Below are 19,223 nucleotides of genomic sequence, written 5' to 3'. Positions count from 1 at the left end.
TACCGTTGTCCCGAACTGTTCGTTCCGTCCACATCACGTCCCCGCCGACCGCCAGCCGGCGTAGGAGGAAACATGCCAGCCGACCGTATCGACGCCGTCGTCAGCCTCGCCAAGCGCCGAGGCTTCGTCTTCCCCTCGAGCGAGATCTACGGGGGCACCCGGTCGGCGTGGGACTACGGTCCGCTCGGCGTGGAGCTCAAGGAGAACGTCCGCCGGCAGTGGTGGAAGACCATGGTCCAGCAGCGCGACGACGTCGTCGGCCTGGACTCCGCGGTCATCCTGGCCCGCAAGGTGTGGGAGGCCTCCGGCCACATCGCCGAGTTCGTCGACCCGCTCACCGAGTGTCAGTTCTGCCACAAGCGGTTCCGCGCCGACCACCTGGAGGAGGCGTACGCCGAGAAGCACGGCAAGCCGCTGACCTCGCTGTCCGAGCTGAACTGCCCGAACTGCGGCAACAAGGGCACCTTCACCGAGCCGAAGATGTTCAACGGCCTGATGAAGACCTACCTCGGTCCGGTGGAGAGCGACGAGGGCCTGCACTACCTGCGCCCGGAGACCGCCCAGGGCATCTTCGTCAACTACAAGAACGTGGAGACGGTCGCCCGCAAGAAGCCGCCGTTCGGCATCGCGCAGACCGGCAAGTCGTTCCGCAACGAGATCACCCCGGGCAACTTCATCTTCCGTACCCGCGAGTTCGAGCAGATGGAGATGGAGTTCTTCGTCGAGCCGGGCACCGACGAGCAGTGGCACGAGTACTGGCTCCAGGAGCGCTGGAACTGGTACCTCGACCTGGGCCTGTCGGCGGAGAACCTGCGCTTCTACGAGCACCCCAAGGAGAAGCTCTCCCACTACTCGAAGCGCACCGTCGACATCGAGTACCGGTTCCAGTTCGGCGGCAGCGAGTTCGCCGAGCTGGAGGGCATCGCCAACCGGACCGACTTCGACCTCTCCACGCACAGCAAGCACTCCGGCGTCGACCTGTCCTACTTCGACCAGACGAAGCAGGAGCGGTGGATGCCGTACGTCATCGAGCCGGCCGCCGGTCTCACCCGCGCGGTGCTGGCGTTCCTGCTGGAGGCGTACGACGAGGACGAGGCCCCGAACACCAAGGGCGGGGTGGACAAGCGCACCGTGATGCGCTTCGACCCGCGGCTGGCACCGGTCAAGGTGGCGGTGCTGCCGCTGTCCCGCAACGAGGCGCTCTCCCCGAAGGCGAAGGGCCTCGCCGCGCAGCTGCGCAAGCGCTGGGTGGTGGAGTTCGACGACTCGCAGGCCATCGGCCGCCGCTACCGCCGGCAGGACGAGATCGGCACCCCGTTCTGCGTGACCGTCGACTTCGACACCCTCGACGACGACGCGGTGACCGTGCGGAACCGGGACACCATGGCCCAGGAGCGGATCGCCCTGGACCAGGTCGAGCGCTACCTGATCGAGCGCCTGCCCGGCTGCTGAACCGGCACCCGACGGCCCCGCCCCGACCAGGGGGCGGGGCCGTCGTCGTCGATGGCCCATCGGCCGGCGGTTGCGCCCACCCGGTGGTTGAGCCGGGCATGATCTCGTGCGAGCATTCCCGGCGTTGAATCTCATCACGGGGGTGTGTGCATGACGCGGGCGTCGCAACAGGACAACGACCACGACCCGAAGCGGCGGCGCCTGCTGCGTCGCGCCGCCACGGTCGCCGCCACCACGGCCGGCGCCGGTGTCGCCGCCGCGGTCGGCATGCCCGGCGCGGCCCAGGCGGCCCCGGGGGAAAACCTGATCATGGGTACGACGAACGACGCCGGCGCGGCGACCACGACCTTGACGTCGTCCGCCGGCTCGGCGCTCAGCGCGCAGGCGGCCGGTGGCGTGCCGCTGCGGCTGGTGCCGAGCTCGGGTCTCTACCCGAACGTGCTCGACTCCGAGGCCGGCACCCTGGCGGTCGACGACCAGGGCGACCTGTTCATCCGGGCGGGCACCGACGCCAACCCCACCAACGGCTGGGCGTGGACCAGCGAGTGGGCCACCACCTCGGTCGCCGTGCCGCCGACCCGGATCCTCGACACCCGCGACGCCAACCTGCGGCGCAACATCGTCTCCGGGTCGCTGGACTCCCTGGGCCGGCTCCAGCCAGGCGTGCCGATCGTGCTCGCCCTCGACCGGTACGTCCGCGACGGCTACGCCATCAAGGGCAACGTCACCGTGGTCGGGATGACCGGCGCCGGCGTGCTCACCGTGTGGGGGAGCGGCACCAAGCCCACCGCGTCCACGGTCAACTGGGCGACCGCCGGCACCATCCTGTCGAACTTCCTCTTCACCGAGCTGGGCGCCGTCGGGGCGTACCGCAGCGTGCTGACCCTCCAGGCCACCTCGTCGCCGACCCACGCGATCGTCGACATGACCAGCCTGCTGGTCGGCCACCCGAGCCAGGTGCTGCTCGGCGGTGGGGCGTAGGTGGCCCAGCCGTTCCCGGCCCACCTCGACAGCCGTCCGTCGCAGACCGCCAACCCATCCCACGGGGGAATGAGATGACTTCGTCCGAACCCGACCGCTCCGCCTCGCGGCGTACCCTGCTGCGGCGGGCCGCCGTCACCGGCGGCGCGGCGGTCGCCGCCACCGCCGTCACCGCGGCGAACGCCACCCCGGCGGCCGCCGCCACCGGTGATCCGCTCGCCATCGGGCTGGCGAACCAGGCTTCCCACGAGACGGTCCTCTACAGCAACGCCCCGGGCGCGACGCTGGTGCTGCAGAACGACACCGGCGCGTCGCTGCACCTCAAGCGACAGGACGTCACCAACCCGGCGTGGGGATCGATCTATCCCACCACGGCGGGACTGGCGCACGTCACCACGACGTCCACCGGCGCGCCGGTGCGCAACGAGGTCCTCACCACGGCGAACGCGACCATGCTGGTGCCGATCCCGCCGACCCGGGTGCTGGACACCCGCTCCGCCGCCGGCCGGGCCCGGCTGCTGGAGGGCGCCAACCAGATCGACTCGCAGGGCCGTGCGGTCGCGGGCGCCTGGCTGCTGGTCCACCTCGACGGCATCGTCAACTACGGCGACGGCCTGATCGGCAACGTCACCGTGGCCAAGACCGAGAAGGGCGGCTTCGCCACGGTCTACGGCCGGGGCGCCGCGCCGGGTGCCTCCACCATCAACTGGTGGGGCGCCGGCCAGCTGCTCTCCAACGGCGTGATCACCCAGGTCGGCGCCTGGTCGACCGCCAACGGCGACTACTACCCGGACACCGTGGCGATCTGGGTGCAGAAGAGCGCCACCGCGGTGATTCTCGACGTGACCGGCCTGCTGGTGTTCCACCCGGAGTCGGCCGTCGTCAACAACCCGAAGGGCCTGACGGCCGACTCGGGGACCGGCGGCGTGCGCGCCGACGTGATCAAGACCAACGCGGAGCGCGGCGACCGGGAGGTGCGGTCCGGTGAGTGACCACGGAACCGAGGAGACCAGCAGCATGACCGAGGAGACCTCCTCACCCACCCGCCGTCGGGTCATCAAGGCCGGCGTCGCGGTGGGCACCGGTGTCGGGGCGGCAGCGGTCGTCGGCTCTCCGGCCAGCGCCGACGTCGGTGACCCGGTGATCCTCGGCACTGTCAACCACGGCTCCGGCTCGGAGACCCTGCTGATCGGCGGGTCCGCGAGCAATCCGACCCTCTCCCTTCGGGGCGCCCCGGGGTGGTCGGCGCTGTGGCTCAACCAGGCGACCGACGAGAACCTGCCCCAGGAGATCGCCACCGGTTCGTTGGCCCTGACGAGCCGGGGCGACATGGTCATCGGTGGCAAGGGTGGCGCGAAGGCGTACGTCAACACCTCGCGGTGGGCGAACCGGACGATGGCCGTCCCGCCGCAGCGGATCCTGGACACCCGGTCCATCGCCAACTACAGCGCGAACATCCTGGCCGGAACCGCCGGCGTGACCTCGGGCAAGCTCAACGCCGGCAAGATCATCCACCTGACGGTGAAGAACGTCCCACCGGCGCTGGCGCAGAAGGCGACCGCCGCGTACGTCAACATCACCGTGGCGGGCACCGTCTCCGCCGGGGTGCTGACCGCGTACAGCTCGTCGATTGCCAAGCCGCAGACCTCGTCGCTGAACTGGTGGGGGCCGAACCAGATCCTCTCCAACCTGGTCGAGGTGCAGCTCGGCAGCTACAACGGCAACGGGCTGGCGTTCGCGATCCACGTCAACGCGGCCACGTCCGTCATCGTGGACGTCTCGGGCCTGATCCTGTCCAGCCCCGGCACGTACTGACCCGGACGCCGGTCGCCGTCGCGGTGCGAGTTCGCTCACCATCGCGGCGGCGACCGGCCACCGGAGGCCGGGCCACCGCGCCGGGCATGGGATTCTTGGGTACGTGACCAGTCCCGCTCCGTCCGTCGCGCTCCGCCCGCTCACCCTCGGGCCGCACCAGGTGTGGCCGCCGGTGGTGCTCGCCCCGATGGCCGGCATCACCAATGTCGGCTTCCGGCAGCTCTGCCGGGAGCAGGGCGGCGGCATCTACGTCTGCGAGATGATCACCACTGTCGCCCTGGTCGAGCGGAACCCGAAGACGCTGCGCATGATCGCCTTCGGCGCGGACGAGCGGCCGCGCAGCCTCCAGCTCTACGGCACCGATCCGGAGATCACCGCCGCCGCGGTGCGGATCGTGGTGGAGAAGAACCTCGCCGACCACATCGACCTGAACTTCGGCTGCCCGGTGCCCAAGGTGACCCGCAAGGGTGGCGGCTCCGCGCTGCCGTGGCGGCGGCGGCTCTTCGCCCGCCTGGTCCGGGCCGCGGTGGACGCCGCCGCACCGGCCGGGGTGCCGGTCACCGTCAAGATGCGCAAGGGTATCGACGACGACCACCTGACGTACGTGGAGGCCGGGCTGGCCGCGCAGGACGCCGGGGTGGCGGCGGTCGCCCTGCACGGGCGTACGGCCGCACAGCGCTACTCGGGCACCGCCGACTGGGACGCCATCGCCACCTTGAAGCAGGCCCTCGACGTGCCGGTGCTCGGCAACGGCGACATCTGGGAGGCCGACGACGCGCTGCGGATGGTGGCGCACACCGGCGTGGACGGGGTGGTGATCGGCCGAGGCTGCCTGGGCCGGCCGTGGCTCTTCGCCGACCTGGAGGCCGCGTTCGACGGTCGCCCCGAGCGGCGGCTGCCCACCCTCGGCGAGGTCGCGCAGACCATGCGCCGCCACGCCGAGCTGCTGGTCGACCAGTTCACCGCCGGCAGCCGTACCCCGGCCCGGGGCGAGCGGGACGGTTGCACCGACTTCCGCAAGCACGTCGCCTGGTACCTCAAGGGCTTCCCGGTCGGCAGCGAGCTGCGCCGCGAGCTGGCGATGATCGAGAGCCTGGCGCAGCTCGACGACCTGCTCGGCAAGCTGGACCCGACGGAGCCCTTCCCGGTGGCCACCCTCGGTCAGCCGCGTGGTCGTACCAACTCCCCGGGCAAGGTCTTCCTGCCCGACGGCTGGCTGGCCAGCCGCGACGACGACACCGTGCCCGAGGGCGCCGAGCTGGCCGACTCCGGCGGCTGACCGCCGCTGGTCCGCCGAGCGGGCGGGACGCGCACACGACGAAGGGCCGGCCCCCGGGTGGGGGCCGGCCCTTGTCGGTGGTGCCGTGGATCAGGCGGTGGCGGCGTAGCCGCGGGTGGCGATCCAGTCGGCCAGGTTGTCCACGCTCATCCGGTAGGACATCTGGTCGGCGTTCGCCGAGTCGGCGATCGTGACGACGTTCCCGCCGTCGCGGTAGCCGATGACGCTGATGTAGTGGCCACCCTCGAAGGAGTGGGTCAGGCCGTCGGTGTCCGTGGCGGTGCCGGCGATGTTGGCGACCACGGCCCGACCGTCGTCGATGGTGCGGACGACGTCCGCGCGCAGCTTCTCGGTCTGCTTGCGGTCGGCACTGTTGTCGCGGATCTCGACGCTGCGGTAGACCTTCTTGCCGGTCTCCTTGTTCAGCACCGGGGTGATGTCGTTGATGGAGTTGGTGCCGGCCTCGGTGGTGCCCATCTCCTTGGCCACGGCGTCCACGTCGATGTCCTTGCCCTGCACAGACAGGGCGTTGCGGGTGGCCGAGGGGCCGCAGTAGTAGAAGTTCGGCTGGGCCTCGTAGCGCATGCTCAGCTCACGCTCGCCGTGCGACTTGCGGTCGTTCTTCGCCGACGCGGCACCCTTGTCGGTGGTGGCCGAGTCGGTGTTGGCGGTGGCGAGCGGGCCGGCGACGGCGCCGGTGAAGGCGAGGCCGGCAGCGGTCAGGGCGGTCTTGCGGATCAGATCGGTACGCATGATCGGCCTCTCTGTTCGGGGGTACGCGGCACACGCAACAGGGGGCGCGGTGCCGCGGGACAAGTCAGAAGGGGGATCGACCCGGCGATCGGCGCGACCTGCTCGGGTGTCCGGGGGATGTAACCGGCCCGGGTGGCCGCGCATTCCATCGGGCCGGTCCCGGGATCCGTCCGGCCGGGGGAGCGCCGGAGGTACGCCATGTACAACGACCCCACCCCATCGGCCATTCCGCCACCCGGGCGGCCCCGCCCACCCGACACCGCAGGCCAGACGGCCTGCTCGAGGCAGATATCGCCCAGCAGGAACCGGACACCCGGCCTTGAACCGGCGGCCCGGGCCGCCTCCGCCTCTGGTTCCGGGCAGCTACCGCCCACCCGAAACCAGACATCCGGCCCCGACCGGCGACCCGGCCCCCTGCGCCTCGTTGATCAAGAAGTTTGCGCCAGAAACACGCCCACCAGAGACGCAAACCTCTTGATCAGCGGGCGATGCGGGCCTTGGCGCGGCGTCAGGTGTCAGCCCGTGGGGGTCGGGGTGGCGGGTGGGGTGGGGAGGGCGGTGGGCGGGGTGTCGGCCCCGTCCCGTTCGGCCGGCCAGGGGATCTCCGGGGCACGGTGGAAGGCGATGCCGGCGGTGGCCCAGCGCTGGCCGTGGCCGGCGAGGCGCTCACGGAACCCGGCCCAGCCGTGCGTCGTCCGGGGCGACCAGCCCAGCTCGGCGATGGCGGGCAGCCGGGGGAGGAACATGAACTCGATCTCCGCCAGCGTGGTCACCGACTCGGTCCAGAGCGGCGCCTCCACGCCGAGCACCGCGTCGGCCGGTACGCCGGCGACGTGCGTGCCGGGATCCCAGTCGTACGCGCGCCGCACGTCGATCAGCCCGGCCCAGTCGTGTCCGATCGGGGTGTCCGGGGCGTACTTCATGTCCAGGTAGGCGTGGTTGCCGGGGGAGAGGATCAGCCGGGCGCCCCGGCGTACCGCCTCGGCGACGACCGGGTCCGCACCGTCGGTGCCCCACCACTGGAGCACCCGCCCCTCGGCGTGCCCGGCCGGGGCGATCTGGTGCCATCCGATGACCGTCTTGCCGGTGCCGGCGACGATCCGCTGGGTGCGCTCCACGAAGCCGGTGTACGCGGCACCCTTGACCTTGAACGCCTCGTCGCCGCCGATGTGCAGCCACGGGCCGGGGGTGATGGCGGCCACCTCGCCGAGCACGTCGGCGACGAAGTCGTACGTCCGCTCGCTTGCCGGGTCGACGTAGCTGAAGCCGACCTCGGTGCCGGTGTACGGCGGCGGCGCGACCCGGTCCGGTGCCAGCTCGGGGTACGCGGTCAGCGCCGCGTTGGTGTGGCCGGGCAGGTCGATCTCGGGGACGACGGTGACGTGCCGGCGGGCGGCGTACCGGACGATCCGCCGGTAGTCCGCGCCGGTGTAGAAACCGCCCGGGCCGCCGCCGACCTCGGTGGCCCCGCCGACGGTGGTCAGTGCGGGCCACGAGTCGACGGCGATCCGCCAGCCCTGGTCGTCGGTGAGGTGCAGGTGCAGGTGGTTGAGCTTGTACCGGGCCAGGTGGTCGATCACCCGCAGCACGTCGGCGACGCCGAAGAAGTGCCGGGAGACGTCGAGCATCGCGCCCCGGTACGGAAAGCGCGGCCGGTCGACGAGCAGGCCGCCGGGCACCACCCAGCGGGCGGCGACCGGGGACGGGCTCTCGACCGCCGCCGGCAGGAGCTGCCGCAGCGTCTGCACCCCGTGGAACAGGCCCGTGGCGGTGTCGGCGCTGATCCGTACCCCCGTGGGGGTGACGTCCAGGCGGTAACCCTCGACGCCCAGCTCACCCGCGTCGACGCCCGCCGCGTCCTCGGGCGCGGTCCGGGGGCGGGGTACGCCGGCGGGCGGCGTCGCGGCGGCCAGGGTGAGCACCAGCGGGCCGCCGGTCGCGGTGGCCTCGACCACGACCGGCAGCGGGTACCCGGTGGCCGGTCGCAGCAGCTCGGCGAGCTGTTCGGCCACGTCCCGGGCGTCCGGATCCGGGCCCACCCGGACGGCCGCGTCGGCGGGGAGGGCGAAGTCGGCCGTCGGGTCGGGCCGGACCTGCTCCGGGGCCGGCACCACGTCGCCCAGTCGGACCGGTGCGGGCGGCGCCAGCAGCTCCCCGGCGGTCAGCTCGGCGGCCCGGGACAGTTCGGCGGCGGCCGGCCGGTGGGCGGACAGGTCGACCTGACCCAGCGGTTCCCGGTCGGCCCCGGCGCTGGCGGCGGCGCCGGTCTCCGGGCTGGTGGCGGGGGTGGGCGGCACGGCGGCGGCTCCGGGGGTGTATTTGCGGCGGATATGGCAAAGGTCAGGTTCAGCAGAACCGGTGCCGTCAAGAGTACGAGGAGACTCGGAATTGCGTGATCCTGCGCGTGGAAGCGTTCCCAGAAACCCCCACGAACGCGGATAGTCGTGATAGCTGTGCCTATTGTCACCGAACGGTCCCAGGCCACCCGATGTTCGCTTAACCTTCGCCCACCGATCGGTGCTGGCCCGGGATTACCGGTGGCTCGCCCCGGGGTATGAGGCAGCTGAACCTTCGTTAAGTGTCAATTCCGGCGCGCGTGGGAGGCTCTGGTGGCAGCGCAAGAGACGGTCGATCACAAGTACGTCTACGACTTCGCCGAGGGCAACAAGGACCTCAAGGACCTGCTCGGTGGCAAAGGGGCCAACCTCGCCGAGATGACCAATCTCGGGCTGCCGGTCCCGCCCGGGTTCATCATCACCACCGAGGCGTGCAAGGCGTACCTGGCCACCGGCGAGGAACCCGCCGGGCTGGCCGGTCAGATCGCCACCCACCTGGAGGCCCTGGAACGCGAGATGGGCCGCCGCCTCGGCGACCCGGACGACCCGCTGCTGGTGTCCGTACGCTCCGGCGCGAAGTTCTCCATGCCCGGCATGATGGAGACCGTCCTCAACGTCGGCCTCAACGACCGCAGCGTGGTCGGGCTCTCCGCCCAGGCCGGCGGCAACGACCGGTTCGCCTGGGACTCGTACCGCCGGCTGATCCAGATGTTCGGCAAGACCGTCTGTGAGGTGCCGGGCGAGGAGTTCGAGCACGCCCTGGACGAGGCCAAGCGCGCCAAGGGCACCACCAACGACCTCGACCTCGACGCCGACGACCTGCGCGGGCTGGTCGACGCGTACAAGAGAATCTTCGTCAAGCACACCGGCCGGGAGTTCCCGCAGGAGCCGCGCGAGCAGCTCGACCTGGCCATCCGTGCGGTCTTCGAGTCGTGGAACGCCGAGCGGGCCGTGGTCTACCGCCGCCAGGAGCGCATCCCGGCCGACCTCGGCACCGCGGTCAACGTGGTCTCCATGGTCTTCGGCAACCTCGGCCCCGACTCCGGCACCGGCGTCGCCTTCACCCGCGACCCGGGCAGCGGCGCCCAGGGCATCTACGGCGACTACCTGGCCAACGCCCAGGGCGAGGACGTCGTCGCCGGTATCCGCAACACCGTGCCGCTGCAGGAGCTGGAGCAGCTCGACAAGAAGTCCTACGACGAGCTGCTCGCGTTCATGGCCCGGCTGGAGGGGCACTACAAGGACCTCTGCGACATCGAGTTCACCATCGAGCGCGGCAAGCTCTGGATGCTGCAGACCCGGGTCGGCAAGCGCACCGCCGCCGCCGCGTTCGTCATCGCCGGGCAGCTCGTCGACGAGGGCCTGATCGACCTGGACGAGGCGCTGCACCGGGTCAACGGCGCGCAGCTGGCGCAGCTGATGTTCCCCCGGTTCCGGCTCGACCACGAGTTCCAGCCGGTCGCCAAGGGCATCGGCGCCTCACCAGGCGCCGCCTCCGGCAAGGTGGTCTTCACCTCCGCCCGGGCGGTCGAGCTGGCCGCCGAGGGGGAGTCGGTGATCCTGGTCCGCCGGGAGACCAACCCGGACGACCTGAACGGCATGATCGCCGCCCAGGGCATCCTCACCTCGCGGGGCGGCAAGACCAGCCACGCCGCCGTGGTGGCCCGGGGCATGGGTAAGACCTGCGTCTCCGGCGCCGACGAGATCGACGTGAACGTGCCGGCGAAGCGGTTCACCGTGGCCGGGCAGACCGTCAACGAGGGCGACATCGTCTCCATCGACGGCACCACCGGCAAGGTCTACCTCGGCGAGGTCCCGGTCATGCCGTCCGAGGTGGTGCAGTACTTCGAGGGCAGCCTCGAGCCGGAGCACGTCGACAACCCGCTGGTCCGGGCCGTACACCGGATCATGAGCCACGCCGACGCCAAGCGGCGGCTGGCGGTCCGGACGAACGCCGACACCGGGGCGGACGCGGCCCGGGCGCGGCGCTTCGGCGCCCAGGGCATCGGCCTGTGCCGCACCGAGCACATGTTCCTCGGCGACCGGCGGGAGCTGGTCGAGCGGCTGATCCTGGCCCGCACCGACGACGAGCGGGAGTCGGCGCTCGCCGCGCTGCTGCCCTTGCAGCGCGACGACTTCAAGGAGATCTTCCGCGAGATGGACGGTCTGCCGGTCACCGTGCGGCTGATCGATCCGCCGCTGCACGAGTTCCTGCCCCCGCTGGAGCAGCTCGCGGTCAACGTCGCCGTCGCGCAGGAGCGCGGCGAGGACGTCGCCAAGGAGGAGGCGCTGCTCGCCGCCGTCCGGCGGATGCACGAGGAGAACCCGATGCTGGGCCTGCGCGGTGTGCGCCTCGGCCTGGTCATCCCGGGCCTGTTCGCGATGCAGGTCCGGGCCATCGCGGAGGCCGCCGTCGCGGTCACCCGCGCCGGCGCGGTGGCCAAGCCGGAGATCATGGTGCCGCTGGTCGGCGCGGTGCAGGAGCTGGAGACGGTACGCGCCGAGGCCGAGAAGATCATCGCCGAGGTGGTCGGGGACAGCGGCGTCGAGGTGCTGATCGGCACCATGATCGAGGTGCCCCGGGCGGCGCTGACCGCCGGGCAGATCGCCGAGGCGGCGCAGTTCTTCTCCTTCGGCACCAACGACCTGACCCAGATGGCCTGGGGCTTCTCCCGCGACGACGTCGAGGGCGCGTTCTTCTGGCGCTACCTGGAGCTGGGCATCTTCGGCATCTCACCGTTCGAGTCCATCGACCGGGACGGGGTGGGCCGGCTGGTCCGGATCGCCGCGGAGGAGGGCCGGGCGGCCCGGCCGGAGCTGAAGCTCGGCGTCTGCGGCGAGCACGGCGGCGACCCCGACTCGGTGCACTTCTTCCACGAGGTGGGCCTGGACTACGTCTCCTGCTCCCCGTTCCGGGTGCCGGTGGCCCGCCTGGAGGCCGGCCGCGCGGCCGTCGAGACCCACGGTTCCGACAGCCGCTGACCGCACGACCGACGGCGGCTCCGGGTGCCCCGGAGCCGCCGTCGTCGTCGGTGGGTGTGCTGCGTCGCGGCGGGCCGGCCCCTACAGCGGCGGGCGCCGCCAGGTCGATCCGGGCCGCCGCCTGGCCAGCGCCGGCAGCGGGGTACGCCCGGCGAGCGCGCGGTGCACCTGCGGCACGGGCGTCGCGCCCACCGCCACCCGCTGCGAGTCGAACGCCGAGCCGGCCCGCTCGGCCACCGCCCGCGCCTCGGTGTGCAGCGCCTCCAGGTCGGCACCCGCGCCGGTGACCAGGGTGAGCAGCGCGTGCCGCCCGGCCGGATAGGTGACCACGGAGCCGGTGGCCGTGTGCACCACCGACTCCCGGAAGCCGCCGCCGCGCACCGTGTGGGCGACCTGGTGGCCCACCCCGAAACTCACCGCGGCGAGGGCGGCCAGGTGGGTCGCGTCGGTGGTCGGCAGGTCGCTGGAGATGAGCATCCCGTCGCGGCCGCCCAGCACCGTGCCGGCCACCTCGGGGCGGCGTCGGCGCAGCCTCCGCAGCTCCGTGTCCATCACCGTGTCAACGTGCACGAGCGTCCCCCGTTCGTCGCGTTCGGTCGTCGGTGTCACGTACCGCTCCCGGCACGTTACCGAAGGCCACGCCGCGCCCGCGATCCCGTGACGGTCGGCAATCGGTCGACAACTGTCGTCTGATCGGCGGTTGCGGACCCGCCAGGCGATGTTCGCCGGCGCGCCCCGCGGGCCACCCGGGCGTAACCTGGGCTCCCGCGAGCAGTTGCGTACGACCGGCGAAGGGTGGCCGCATGACCAGCGTCTGGGAGAGCTTGACCGTCGACGCCCGGGACCCGTCCCGGCTGGCCCACTGGTGGGCCGAGGCGCTGGGCTACCAGGTGATCGCGGAGAAGCCGGACGAGGTGGAGATCCGCCAGTCGCGCGACCGGCTGCCCGGCATCGTCTTCGTCCCGGTCGCCGACGGCAAGGAGACCAAGAACCGGCTCCACCTCGACCTGCGCCCGGCCGACCAGGAGGCCGAGGTCGAGCGACTGGTCGACATGGGGGCCCGGCACGTCGACGTCGGCCAGGGCGACGCCTCCTGGACGGTGCTCGCCGACCCGGAGGGCAACGAGTTCTGCGTGCTGCGACAGCAGGGCTGAGGGGTGCGTGACGCCGACCCGGCCGGGCCGTGGGACGCGTCCGACGCGCGGCGTCGGGTCGACGAGGCGCCCAAGGACACCGGCTACGGCCGGTCGCCGTACGAGCGGGACCGGGCCCGGGTGCTGCACTCGGCGGCCTTCCGGCGGCTGGCCGCCAAGACCCAGGTGCACGTCGCCGGCACCGACGACTTCCTGCGTACCCGGCTGACGCACTCGCTGGAGGTGGCCCAGATCGCCCGCGAGATGGGCGCCCGGCTGGGCTGCGACCCGGACGTGGTGGACACCGCCGGGCTCGCGCACGACCTCGGCCACCCGCCCTTCGGGCACAACGGCGAGGACGCCCTCGACCGGCTCGCCGCGCCCTGCGGCGGGTTCGAGGGCAACGCCCAGACGCTGCGCGTGCTGACCCGGCTGGAGGCCAAGGTGGTCGGCCCGGACGACGTACCCGCCGGGCTCAACCTCACCCGGGCCTCGCTCGACGCGGTCGGCAAGTACCCGTGGCCCCGGCAGCCGGGACTGCGCAAGTTCGGGGTGTACGACGACGACCGGCCGGTCTTCGACTGGCTGCGCGAGGGCGTACCCGCCGGGGACGGCGGCGGCCCGCCCGGCGGCGCGCGGCGCTGCCTGGAGGCCCAGGTGATGGACTGGGCCGACGACGTCGCCTACTCGGTGCACGACGTGGAGGACGGCATCCACGGCGGGTACCTCTCGCTGCGGCCCCTGCTCGACGACCCGGGCGAGCGGGCCGCCCTCTGCGTCGACGTGGCCGCCGTCTACTCCGGCGAGTCCCCGGCCGACCTGGGCGAGGTGCTGGTCGACCTGCTCGACGAGCCGGAGCTCGCCGCGCTCGCCGGGTACGACGGCAGCCATCGCGCGCAGGTCGCGCTGAAGGCCACCGCCAGCGTGCTGACCGGCCGGTTCGTCTCCGCCGCGGTGACCGCCACCCGGGAGCGTTTCGGCCCAGGCCCGCACCGCCGGTACGCCGCCGACCTGGTGGTGCCCCGCCGGGTCCGGGCCCAGTGCGCGCTGCTGAAGGGGATCGCCTGGCGCTACGTGATGAACCGCCCGGGGGTCGGCGCCCGGTACGACCGGCAGCGGGAGGTCCTGGCCGAGCTGGTCGGCGTGCTGGGCGACCGGGCGCCGGACGCGCTCGACCCGGTCTTCGCGCCGCTGTGGCGGGCCGCCCCGGACGACGCCGCCCGGCTGCGGGTGGTGGTCGACCAGGTGGCGTCGCTCACCGACCCGGCGGCGGTGGCCTGGCACGACCGGCTGGTCCGGCGTACGGGTCGTGCTCCCGACCGGGGGCCCCGCGACGACTTAGGTTAGCCTAAGTGACATGACGGAGCGCCCCAAGAAGGTCACGTCCGCCCGGGTCCTGCGGACCGAGCGGCCCACCCCGCACCTGATCCGCCTGGTCCTGGGCGGGGAGGAGCTGGCCGGGCTGCCGGTCGGGGAGTACACCGACCACTACATCAAGATCGTCTTCCCGGCGCCGGGTGTCGATCACCCCCGGCCGCTGGACCTGGCCGCGATCCGTCGTGACCTGCCCCGCCACCAGTGGCCCCGGCTGCGCGCGTACACCGTGCGCGCCTGGGACCCGCTGGCCGGCGAACTCACCGTGGACGTGGTGCACCACGGCGACGAGGGGCTGGCCGGGCCCTGGGCGGCCCGGCTGCGCCCCGGCGACGAGGTGCTCTTCGTCGGCCCCGGCGGGGCGTACGCGCCCGACCCGACGGCGGACTGGCACCTGCTGGTGGGCGACGAGAGCGCGCTGCCGGCGATCGGCGCGGCGCTGGAGCGGCTGCCGCTCGGCGCCCCGGCCGCCGTCTTCGTCGAGGTCGACGGGCCGGCCGACGAGCAGCGGCTGCTCAGCCCCGGCGCGGTGGCGCTGACCTGGCTGCACCGGGGCTCCCGGCCGGTCGGCGAGGCGCTGGTCGAGGCGGTCCGGGCGCTGGAGTTCCCGCCCGGCCGGGTACACGCGTTCGTGCACGGCGAGGCGACCTTCGTCAAGGCGCTGCGCCGGCTGCTGCGCGTCGAGCGCGGGGTGCCCCGCGAGGCGCTCTCCATCTCCGGCTACTGGCGTCGGGGCATGGACGACGAGGGCTGGCGGTCCACCAAGGCGGACTGGAACCGCCAGGTCGAGGCCGAAGAGATCGCCCCGGTCGGCTGACCCGACCGCGCCCCGCCGACCTCGTACCCCCGGGTTGTTCTCGGGGCCGCGATGGCTCCGCGAGCGCGGGAACTCCCGGTCGGCGCGGGTGAACCGTGGGGGTATGCGGCTTTTCAGGAGGTTCGTCGGCGGCACCATGTGACCATGGCGGAGCGGGCGGGGGAGTCGGCGCCGGAGGCCGGGCCGGCGGGGCGGATCGACCCGGTGGTGCTCGTGCTGGGCGTCGCCGGGGTGCTGGCGGTGGTCGCCTGGGGCGTGTTCGGAGGCGGCTCGCTGGCCGGGTTCGGCGCCGCCGGGCTGGCCTGGGCGATCAACACGTTCGGCTGGTTCTTCGTGGTCGCCGCGGACGCCTTCCTGGTGCTCTCGGTGGTGATCGCGGCGTCCCGCTTCGGCCGGATCCGACTCGGCGCGGACGACGACGAGCCGGAGTTCAGCACAGTGGCCTGGGTGTCGATGATGTTCAGCACCGGCATGGGCATCGGCCTGGTCTTCTATGCCGTGGCCGAGCCCATCCAGCACTACGCCGCACCGCCACCGGCCGCCGGCGTCGAACCGCAGACTCCGGCCGCCGCCGAGGTGGCGATGCAGTACACCCTGTTCCACTGGACCCTGCACCCGTGGGGGATCTACGCCATCGCGGCGCTGGCGCTGGCGTACTCGACGTTTCGGAAGAAGCGGGGCAGCCGCATCTCCGCCGCCTTCGAACCGCTGCTGGGCGCGCGGTCGTACGGGCGGGTCGGACAGGCGGTCGACCTGCTGGCGGTCTTCGCCACCGTCTTCGGCTCGGCGACCAGCCTGGGCCTGGGGGCGCTCCAGGTGGCCGCCGGCCTGGAGAGCGCGACCGCGGTGCCCGACAGCATCGCGATCGAGCTGGTGGTCATCGCCGCGCTCACCGCCGCCTTCGTGGTCTCCGCCTTCACCGGGCTGCACAAGGGCATCAAGTGGCTCTCGACCACCAACGTGGTGCTCGCCGTCGGGCTGATGGTCTTCGTCTTCGTGGCCGGGCCGACCATCTACACCCTGGAGGTGCTGCCCGCCTCGGTCGGTGACTACCTCAGCCGCCTGACGATCATGTCCACCCGGACCGGGGCCTTCTCCGATCCGGCCTGGCTCGGCGCGTGGACCATTTTCTACTGGGCGTGGTGGATCTCCTGGGCGCCGTTCGTCGGCATCTTCATCGCTCGCATCTCCAAGGGGCGCACCATCCGGCAGTTTGTCACCGGGGTGCTGCTGGTGCCCAGCGGGGCCAGCGTGATCTGGTTCGCCATCATGGGCGGCACCGCCCTGCGGGTGCAGACCACCGGCACCCGGGACCTCGTCGCCGATGTCTCGGCGAGCACCGAGAAGGCCCTCTTCGGCCTGCTCCAGGCACTGCCGCTGGCGGCGCTGACCACGGTGCTGGCGATGGTCCTGGTCGCGCTCTTCTTCGTCACCGGCGCCGACTCGGCGGCGCTGGTGCTGGGCTCGCTCAGCTCGCGGGGCGCGCTACGGCCGCACCGGGGCGTGGTGGTGCTCTGGGGCGTGCTGATCGGCGCGGTCGCCGCCGCGCTGCTGCTCGCCGGTGGCCTGGCCGCCCTGCAACAGGCGACGATCCTGGTCGCGCTGCCGTTCGTGGTGGTGATGCTCGGGCTCGCCGTGGCCCTGCTGCGCGACCTGGCGCGGGACCCGACGGTCAACCCGCCCGTGGCCAGGCCGCGCCGCTACGGCCTGGTCGCCGCGATGCGGGCCGCCCGGTCGTACGAGGAGGAGGATCCGCCACCGGTGACCCGGTGGTTCCACCGCCCCCCACGGTGACACCACCCCTGCCGGCGTCGTTCGCCACACGCCCCTGCCCCCGTCGGCGGATCGTCGGTCCGGCAGGGCAGGATGTACGCCGAGGGGGTGGCAGATGGCTGGGCGGATCCGGGACGAGGACATCGCGCTGGTCCGGGAACGCACCTCGATCGCCGAGGTCATCTCCGACACGGTGACCCTCAAGTCCGCCGGCGGCGGCAACCTCAAGGGCCTCTGCCCGTTCCACGACGAGAAGAGCCCGTCGTTCAACGTCTCGCCCGCCCGCAACGTCTGGTACTGCTTCGGCTGCGGGGCCGGCGGCGACGCCATCAAGTTCCTGATGGACGCCGAGCACCTCAGCTTCATCGAGTCCGTCGAGCGGCTCGCCGCCCGCGTCGGCATCCAGCTGCGCTACGTCGAGGGCGACAACGCCGCCCCGCGCCCCCGGCCCCAGCAGGGGCAGAAGCAGCGGCTGGTGGCCGCGCACGCCGCCGCCGTCGAGTTCTACCAGGCCCAGCTCACCACGGCCGCCGCCCGGCCGGCCCGGGAGTTCCTGGCGCAGCGGGGCTTCGACCGGGCCGCCGCCCAGCGGTACGGCTGCGGTTTCGCCCCGGACGCCTGGGACCTGCTCACCAAGCACCTGCGCCAGCAGGGCTTCAGCCACGACGAGCTGGTCACCGGCGGCCTGTCCCGCCCGTCGCGCTCCGGGACGCTGATCGACCGGTTCCGCCGCCGGCTGATGTGGCCGATCCGGGACATCACCGGCGACGTGATCGGTTTCGGCGCCCGCAAGCTCTTCGACGACGACGACGGCCCGAAATACCTCAACACCCCCGAGACGCCGATCTACAAGAAGTCGCACGTCCTCTACGGCATCGACCAGGCCAAGCGGGAGATCGCCAAGCAGGGCAAGGTGGTCGTCGTCGAGGGCTACACCGACGTGATGGCCTGTCACCTCGCCGACGTGCCGACGGCCGTGGCGACCTGCGGCACGGCGTTCGGCGGCGATCACATCGCGGTGCTGCGCCGGCTCCTGCTGGACACCGACGCGGTCGCCGGCGAGATCATCTTCACCTTCGACGGGGACGCCGCCGGCCAGAAGGCCGCGCTGCGCGCCTTCGAGGACGACCAGCGCTTCGTCGGGCGTACCTTCATCGCGGTCAGCCCGGACAACATGGACCCGTGCGAGCTGCGCTTGGCCAAGGGCGACCTGGCCGTGCGCGACCTGGTCGCCCGCCGCGAGCCGCTGGTCGACTTCGCGCTGCGCCACGTGATCAACCGGTACGACCTGGACACCGTCGACGGCCGGGTGGAGGCGATGCGCCGGGCCGCGCCGCTGGTCGCAAAGATCAAGGACCGGGAGAAGCGCCCCGAGTACGTCCGCAAGCTCGCGGGTGACCTCGGCATGGAGATCGAGCCGGTGCAGCGCGCGGTGCTCGCCGCCGACGCCACCCCGACCGCCGAGCGAGGCTCGCCCGCCTCGAACCGGTCGACGGCGGCGCCCGTGCCGGCGGTGGACAGCCCGCAGTCGATGGTCGAGCGCGAGGCGTTGAAGCTGGCCCTGCAGGAGCCGGTGCTGGCCGGGCCGATGTTCGACGCGGTCGAGGCCCCGGAGTACCGGCACCCGGTGCACGCGGCGGTCCGCGCGGCGATCGCCGCGGCGGGCGGGGCCGCGGCGGCCACCGGCGGCGCGGTCTGGATCGAGTCGGTCCGCGACGCCTGCGAGGACCTGGCCGCCCGGGCGCTCGTCGGCGAACTGGCCGTGGAGCCGCTGCGCATCGACGGCGAACCCGACCCCCGGTACGTCTCGATCACCATGGCCCGGTTGCAGTGGGGCTCGGTCACCGCCCGGATCCGGGACCTCAAATCCAAGATCCAGCGGGTCAACCCGGTGAACAACAAGGACGAGTACTTCGCCCTCTTCGGGGAACTGCTCTCGCTGGAGCAGCACGCGCGGGCGCTGCGCGAGCAGGCCGCGGGAGGACTGTGATGGGACTGTTCAGCCGCAAGCCGAAGCTGCCGCCCGCCGCCCGGCCCCCGCTCGCCGACGACGAACGGGTGCTCGCCTGGGCGGCCGCCGGCAACGGCGAGGGCGACGGCGTGGTGGTGGCCAGCAACCTCGGGCTCTGGCTGCCCGGCCGCCCGCACCGGCTGGGCTGGCACGACATCCTCAAGGCGGTGTGGTCCGGACACGAGCTGACCGTCACCCCGGCCGAGCGGGTCACCGAGCGCGACGGCTACCAGGTGGTGGCGGACTGCCCAGCCGAGACCTACCTGCTGGTCGACCCGGGCGAGCTGCCGCACCAGGTGCGGGCCCGGGTCACCCGGTCGGTGGCGTACACCGCGCACCACCCGGTGCCCGGCGGCGCCGGGCGGGTCGCGGCCCGGCGGGTGGCCGGTGTGGACGGGCTGAGCTGGACCGTGCGCTTCGACCCGGGCACCCCCGCCGACGACGAGGCCGTGCTGGCGGAGACCGACCGGCTGGTGGCCGCCGCCCGCGCCGCGACCGCCCCCGCCGACGCCTGAAC

General features: G+C 72.7%; 14 protein-coding genes and 1 pseudogene. 12 read left to right on the top strand and 3 right to left on the bottom strand.

The annotated features are described in order from the left end of the window. Positions 1-72 precede the first annotated feature (72 nt). The 5 genes from M2302_RS12490 (at position 73) to dusB (ending at position 5,527) form a co-directional block, all read left to right on the top strand. Positions 73-1,452: a glycine--tRNA ligase gene (locus M2302_RS12490; protein ID WP_280838077.1), complete on the top strand. Its 1,380-nt coding sequence runs from the start codon at positions 73-75 to the stop codon at positions 1,450-1,452. A 150-nt stretch (positions 1,453-1,602) separates the two neighbouring features. Further along, positions 1,603-2,433 carry a hypothetical protein gene (locus M2302_RS12485; protein WP_280838076.1) on the top strand — a complete coding sequence of 277 codons (831 nt, stop codon included), beginning with the start codon at positions 1,603-1,605 and terminating at the stop codon, positions 2,431-2,433. A 74-nt stretch (positions 2,434-2,507) separates the two neighbouring features. After that, positions 2,508-3,425: a hypothetical protein gene (locus M2302_RS12480; protein ID WP_280838075.1), complete on the top strand. Its 918-nt coding sequence runs from the start codon at positions 2,508-2,510 to the stop codon at positions 3,423-3,425. Continuing rightward, a complete protein-coding gene (locus M2302_RS12475; protein ID WP_280838074.1) occupies positions 3,418-4,248 on the top strand; it encodes a hypothetical protein in 831 nt (276 codons plus the stop codon). Before M2302_RS12480 ends, M2302_RS12475 begins: the two co-directional genes overlap by 8 nt. A 103-nt stretch (positions 4,249-4,351) precedes the next feature. Next, the gene (gene dusB, locus M2302_RS12470; RefSeq protein WP_280838073.1) at positions 4,352-5,527 is read left to right on the top strand and encodes a tRNA dihydrouridine synthase DusB; all 1,176 of its coding nucleotides are present in this window, start codon (positions 4,352-4,354) and stop codon (positions 5,525-5,527) included. A gap of 90 nt (positions 5,528-5,617) precedes the next feature. Here the strand turns inward: dusB and M2302_RS12465 are convergent, their stop codons facing one another. Continuing rightward, a complete protein-coding gene (locus tag M2302_RS12465; protein ID WP_280838072.1) occupies positions 5,618-6,280 on the bottom strand; it encodes a C39 family peptidase in 663 nt (220 codons plus the stop codon). A gap of 515 nt (positions 6,281-6,795) precedes the next feature. Continuing rightward, complete coding sequence (locus tag M2302_RS12460; RefSeq protein WP_280838071.1) at positions 6,796-8,577, bottom strand: beta-N-acetylhexosaminidase; 1,782 nt, start codon at positions 8,575-8,577, stop codon at positions 6,796-6,798. A gap of 312 nt (positions 8,578-8,889) precedes the next feature. On the opposite strand from M2302_RS12460, the gene ppdK reads away from it, so the two are divergent. Further along, entirely contained in the window at positions 8,890-11,598 is a 2,709-nt protein-coding gene (ppdK, locus tag M2302_RS12455) for a pyruvate, phosphate dikinase (protein WP_280838070.1), read from the top strand. Between the two features lie 81 nt (positions 11,599-11,679). Here ppdK and M2302_RS12450 read toward each other — a convergent pair whose 3' ends face one another. Then, on the bottom strand, positions 11,680-12,207 hold the full coding sequence (locus tag M2302_RS12450; RefSeq protein ID WP_280838069.1) for a roadblock/LC7 domain-containing protein: 528 nt from the start codon (positions 12,205-12,207) through the stop codon (positions 11,680-11,682). A 194-nt stretch (positions 12,208-12,401) separates the two neighbouring features. On the opposite strand from M2302_RS12450, the gene M2302_RS12445 reads away from it, so the two are divergent. The 6 genes and pseudogenes from M2302_RS12445 to M2302_RS12420 all read left to right on the top strand — a co-directional run bounded on the left by M2302_RS12445 (position 12,402) and on the right by M2302_RS12420 (position 19,221). Further along, entirely contained in the window at positions 12,402-12,752 is a 351-nt protein-coding gene (locus tag M2302_RS12445) for a VOC family protein (RefSeq protein ID WP_210777301.1), read from the top strand. Between the two features lie 3 nt (positions 12,753-12,755). Beyond that, a complete protein-coding gene (locus M2302_RS12440) occupies positions 12,756-14,078 on the top strand; it encodes a deoxyguanosinetriphosphate triphosphohydrolase (RefSeq protein ID WP_280838068.1) in 1,323 nt (440 codons plus the stop codon). A 10-nt stretch (positions 14,079-14,088) separates the two neighbouring features. Beyond that, the gene (locus tag M2302_RS12435) at positions 14,089-14,922 is read left to right on the top strand and encodes a siderophore-interacting protein (protein WP_280838067.1); all 834 of its coding nucleotides are present in this window, start codon (positions 14,089-14,091) and stop codon (positions 14,920-14,922) included. A gap of 144 nt (positions 14,923-15,066) precedes the next feature. Then, positions 15,067-16,716, top strand: a complete 1,650-nt coding sequence (locus M2302_RS12430; RefSeq protein WP_280838066.1) for a BCCT family transporter — start codon at positions 15,067-15,069, stop codon at positions 16,714-16,716. Positions 16,717-16,788: 72 nt separating this feature from the next. Next, positions 16,789-18,685, top strand: a pseudogene (gene dnaG, locus M2302_RS12425) (DNA primase). Beyond that, the gene (locus tag M2302_RS12420) at positions 18,685-19,221 is read left to right on the top strand and encodes a hypothetical protein (protein ID WP_280838065.1); all 537 of its coding nucleotides are present in this window, start codon (positions 18,685-18,687) and stop codon (positions 19,219-19,221) included. The pseudogene dnaG and the gene M2302_RS12420 overlap by 1 nt, the downstream one beginning before the upstream one ends. Positions 19,222-19,223 lie beyond the last annotated feature (2 nt).

Origin of the sequence: Micromonospora sp. A200, assembly GCF_029893845.1 — a bacterium.
Taxonomy (GTDB): Bacteria; Actinomycetota; Actinomycetes; order Mycobacteriales; family Micromonosporaceae; genus Micromonospora; species Micromonospora purpureochromogenes.
Note: the sequence above shows the minus strand (reverse complement) of the source record. Positions and strands in the feature narration are given on the sequence as shown.

What these genes read in the sequence shown, in the direction of transcription:
- M2302_RS12490 (WP_280838077.1), top strand. Translation starts at nt 73, where the DNA reads ATGCCAGCCGACCGTATCGACGCCGTCGTCAGCCTCGCCAAGCGCCGA.
- M2302_RS12485 (WP_280838076.1), top strand. Translation starts at nt 1,603, where the DNA reads ATGACGCGGGCGTCGCAACAGGACAACGACCACGACCCGAAGCGGCGG.
- M2302_RS12480 (WP_280838075.1), top strand. Translation starts at nt 2,508, where the DNA reads ATGACTTCGTCCGAACCCGACCGCTCCGCCTCGCGGCGTACCCTGCTG.
- M2302_RS12465 (WP_280838072.1), bottom strand. Translation starts at nt 6,280, where the DNA reads ATGCGTACCGATCTGATCCGCAAGACCGCCCTGACCGCTGCCGGCCTC.
- M2302_RS12445 (WP_210777301.1), top strand. Translation starts at nt 12,402, where the DNA reads ATGACCAGCGTCTGGGAGAGCTTGACCGTCGACGCCCGGGACCCGTCC.
- M2302_RS12435 (WP_280838067.1), top strand. Translation starts at nt 14,089, where the DNA reads ATGACGGAGCGCCCCAAGAAGGTCACGTCCGCCCGGGTCCTGCGGACC.
- M2302_RS12430 (WP_280838066.1), top strand. Translation starts at nt 15,067, where the DNA reads ATGGCGGAGCGGGCGGGGGAGTCGGCGCCGGAGGCCGGGCCGGCGGGG.
- M2302_RS12420 (WP_280838065.1), top strand. Translation starts at nt 18,685, where the DNA reads ATGGGACTGTTCAGCCGCAAGCCGAAGCTGCCGCCCGCCGCCCGGCCC.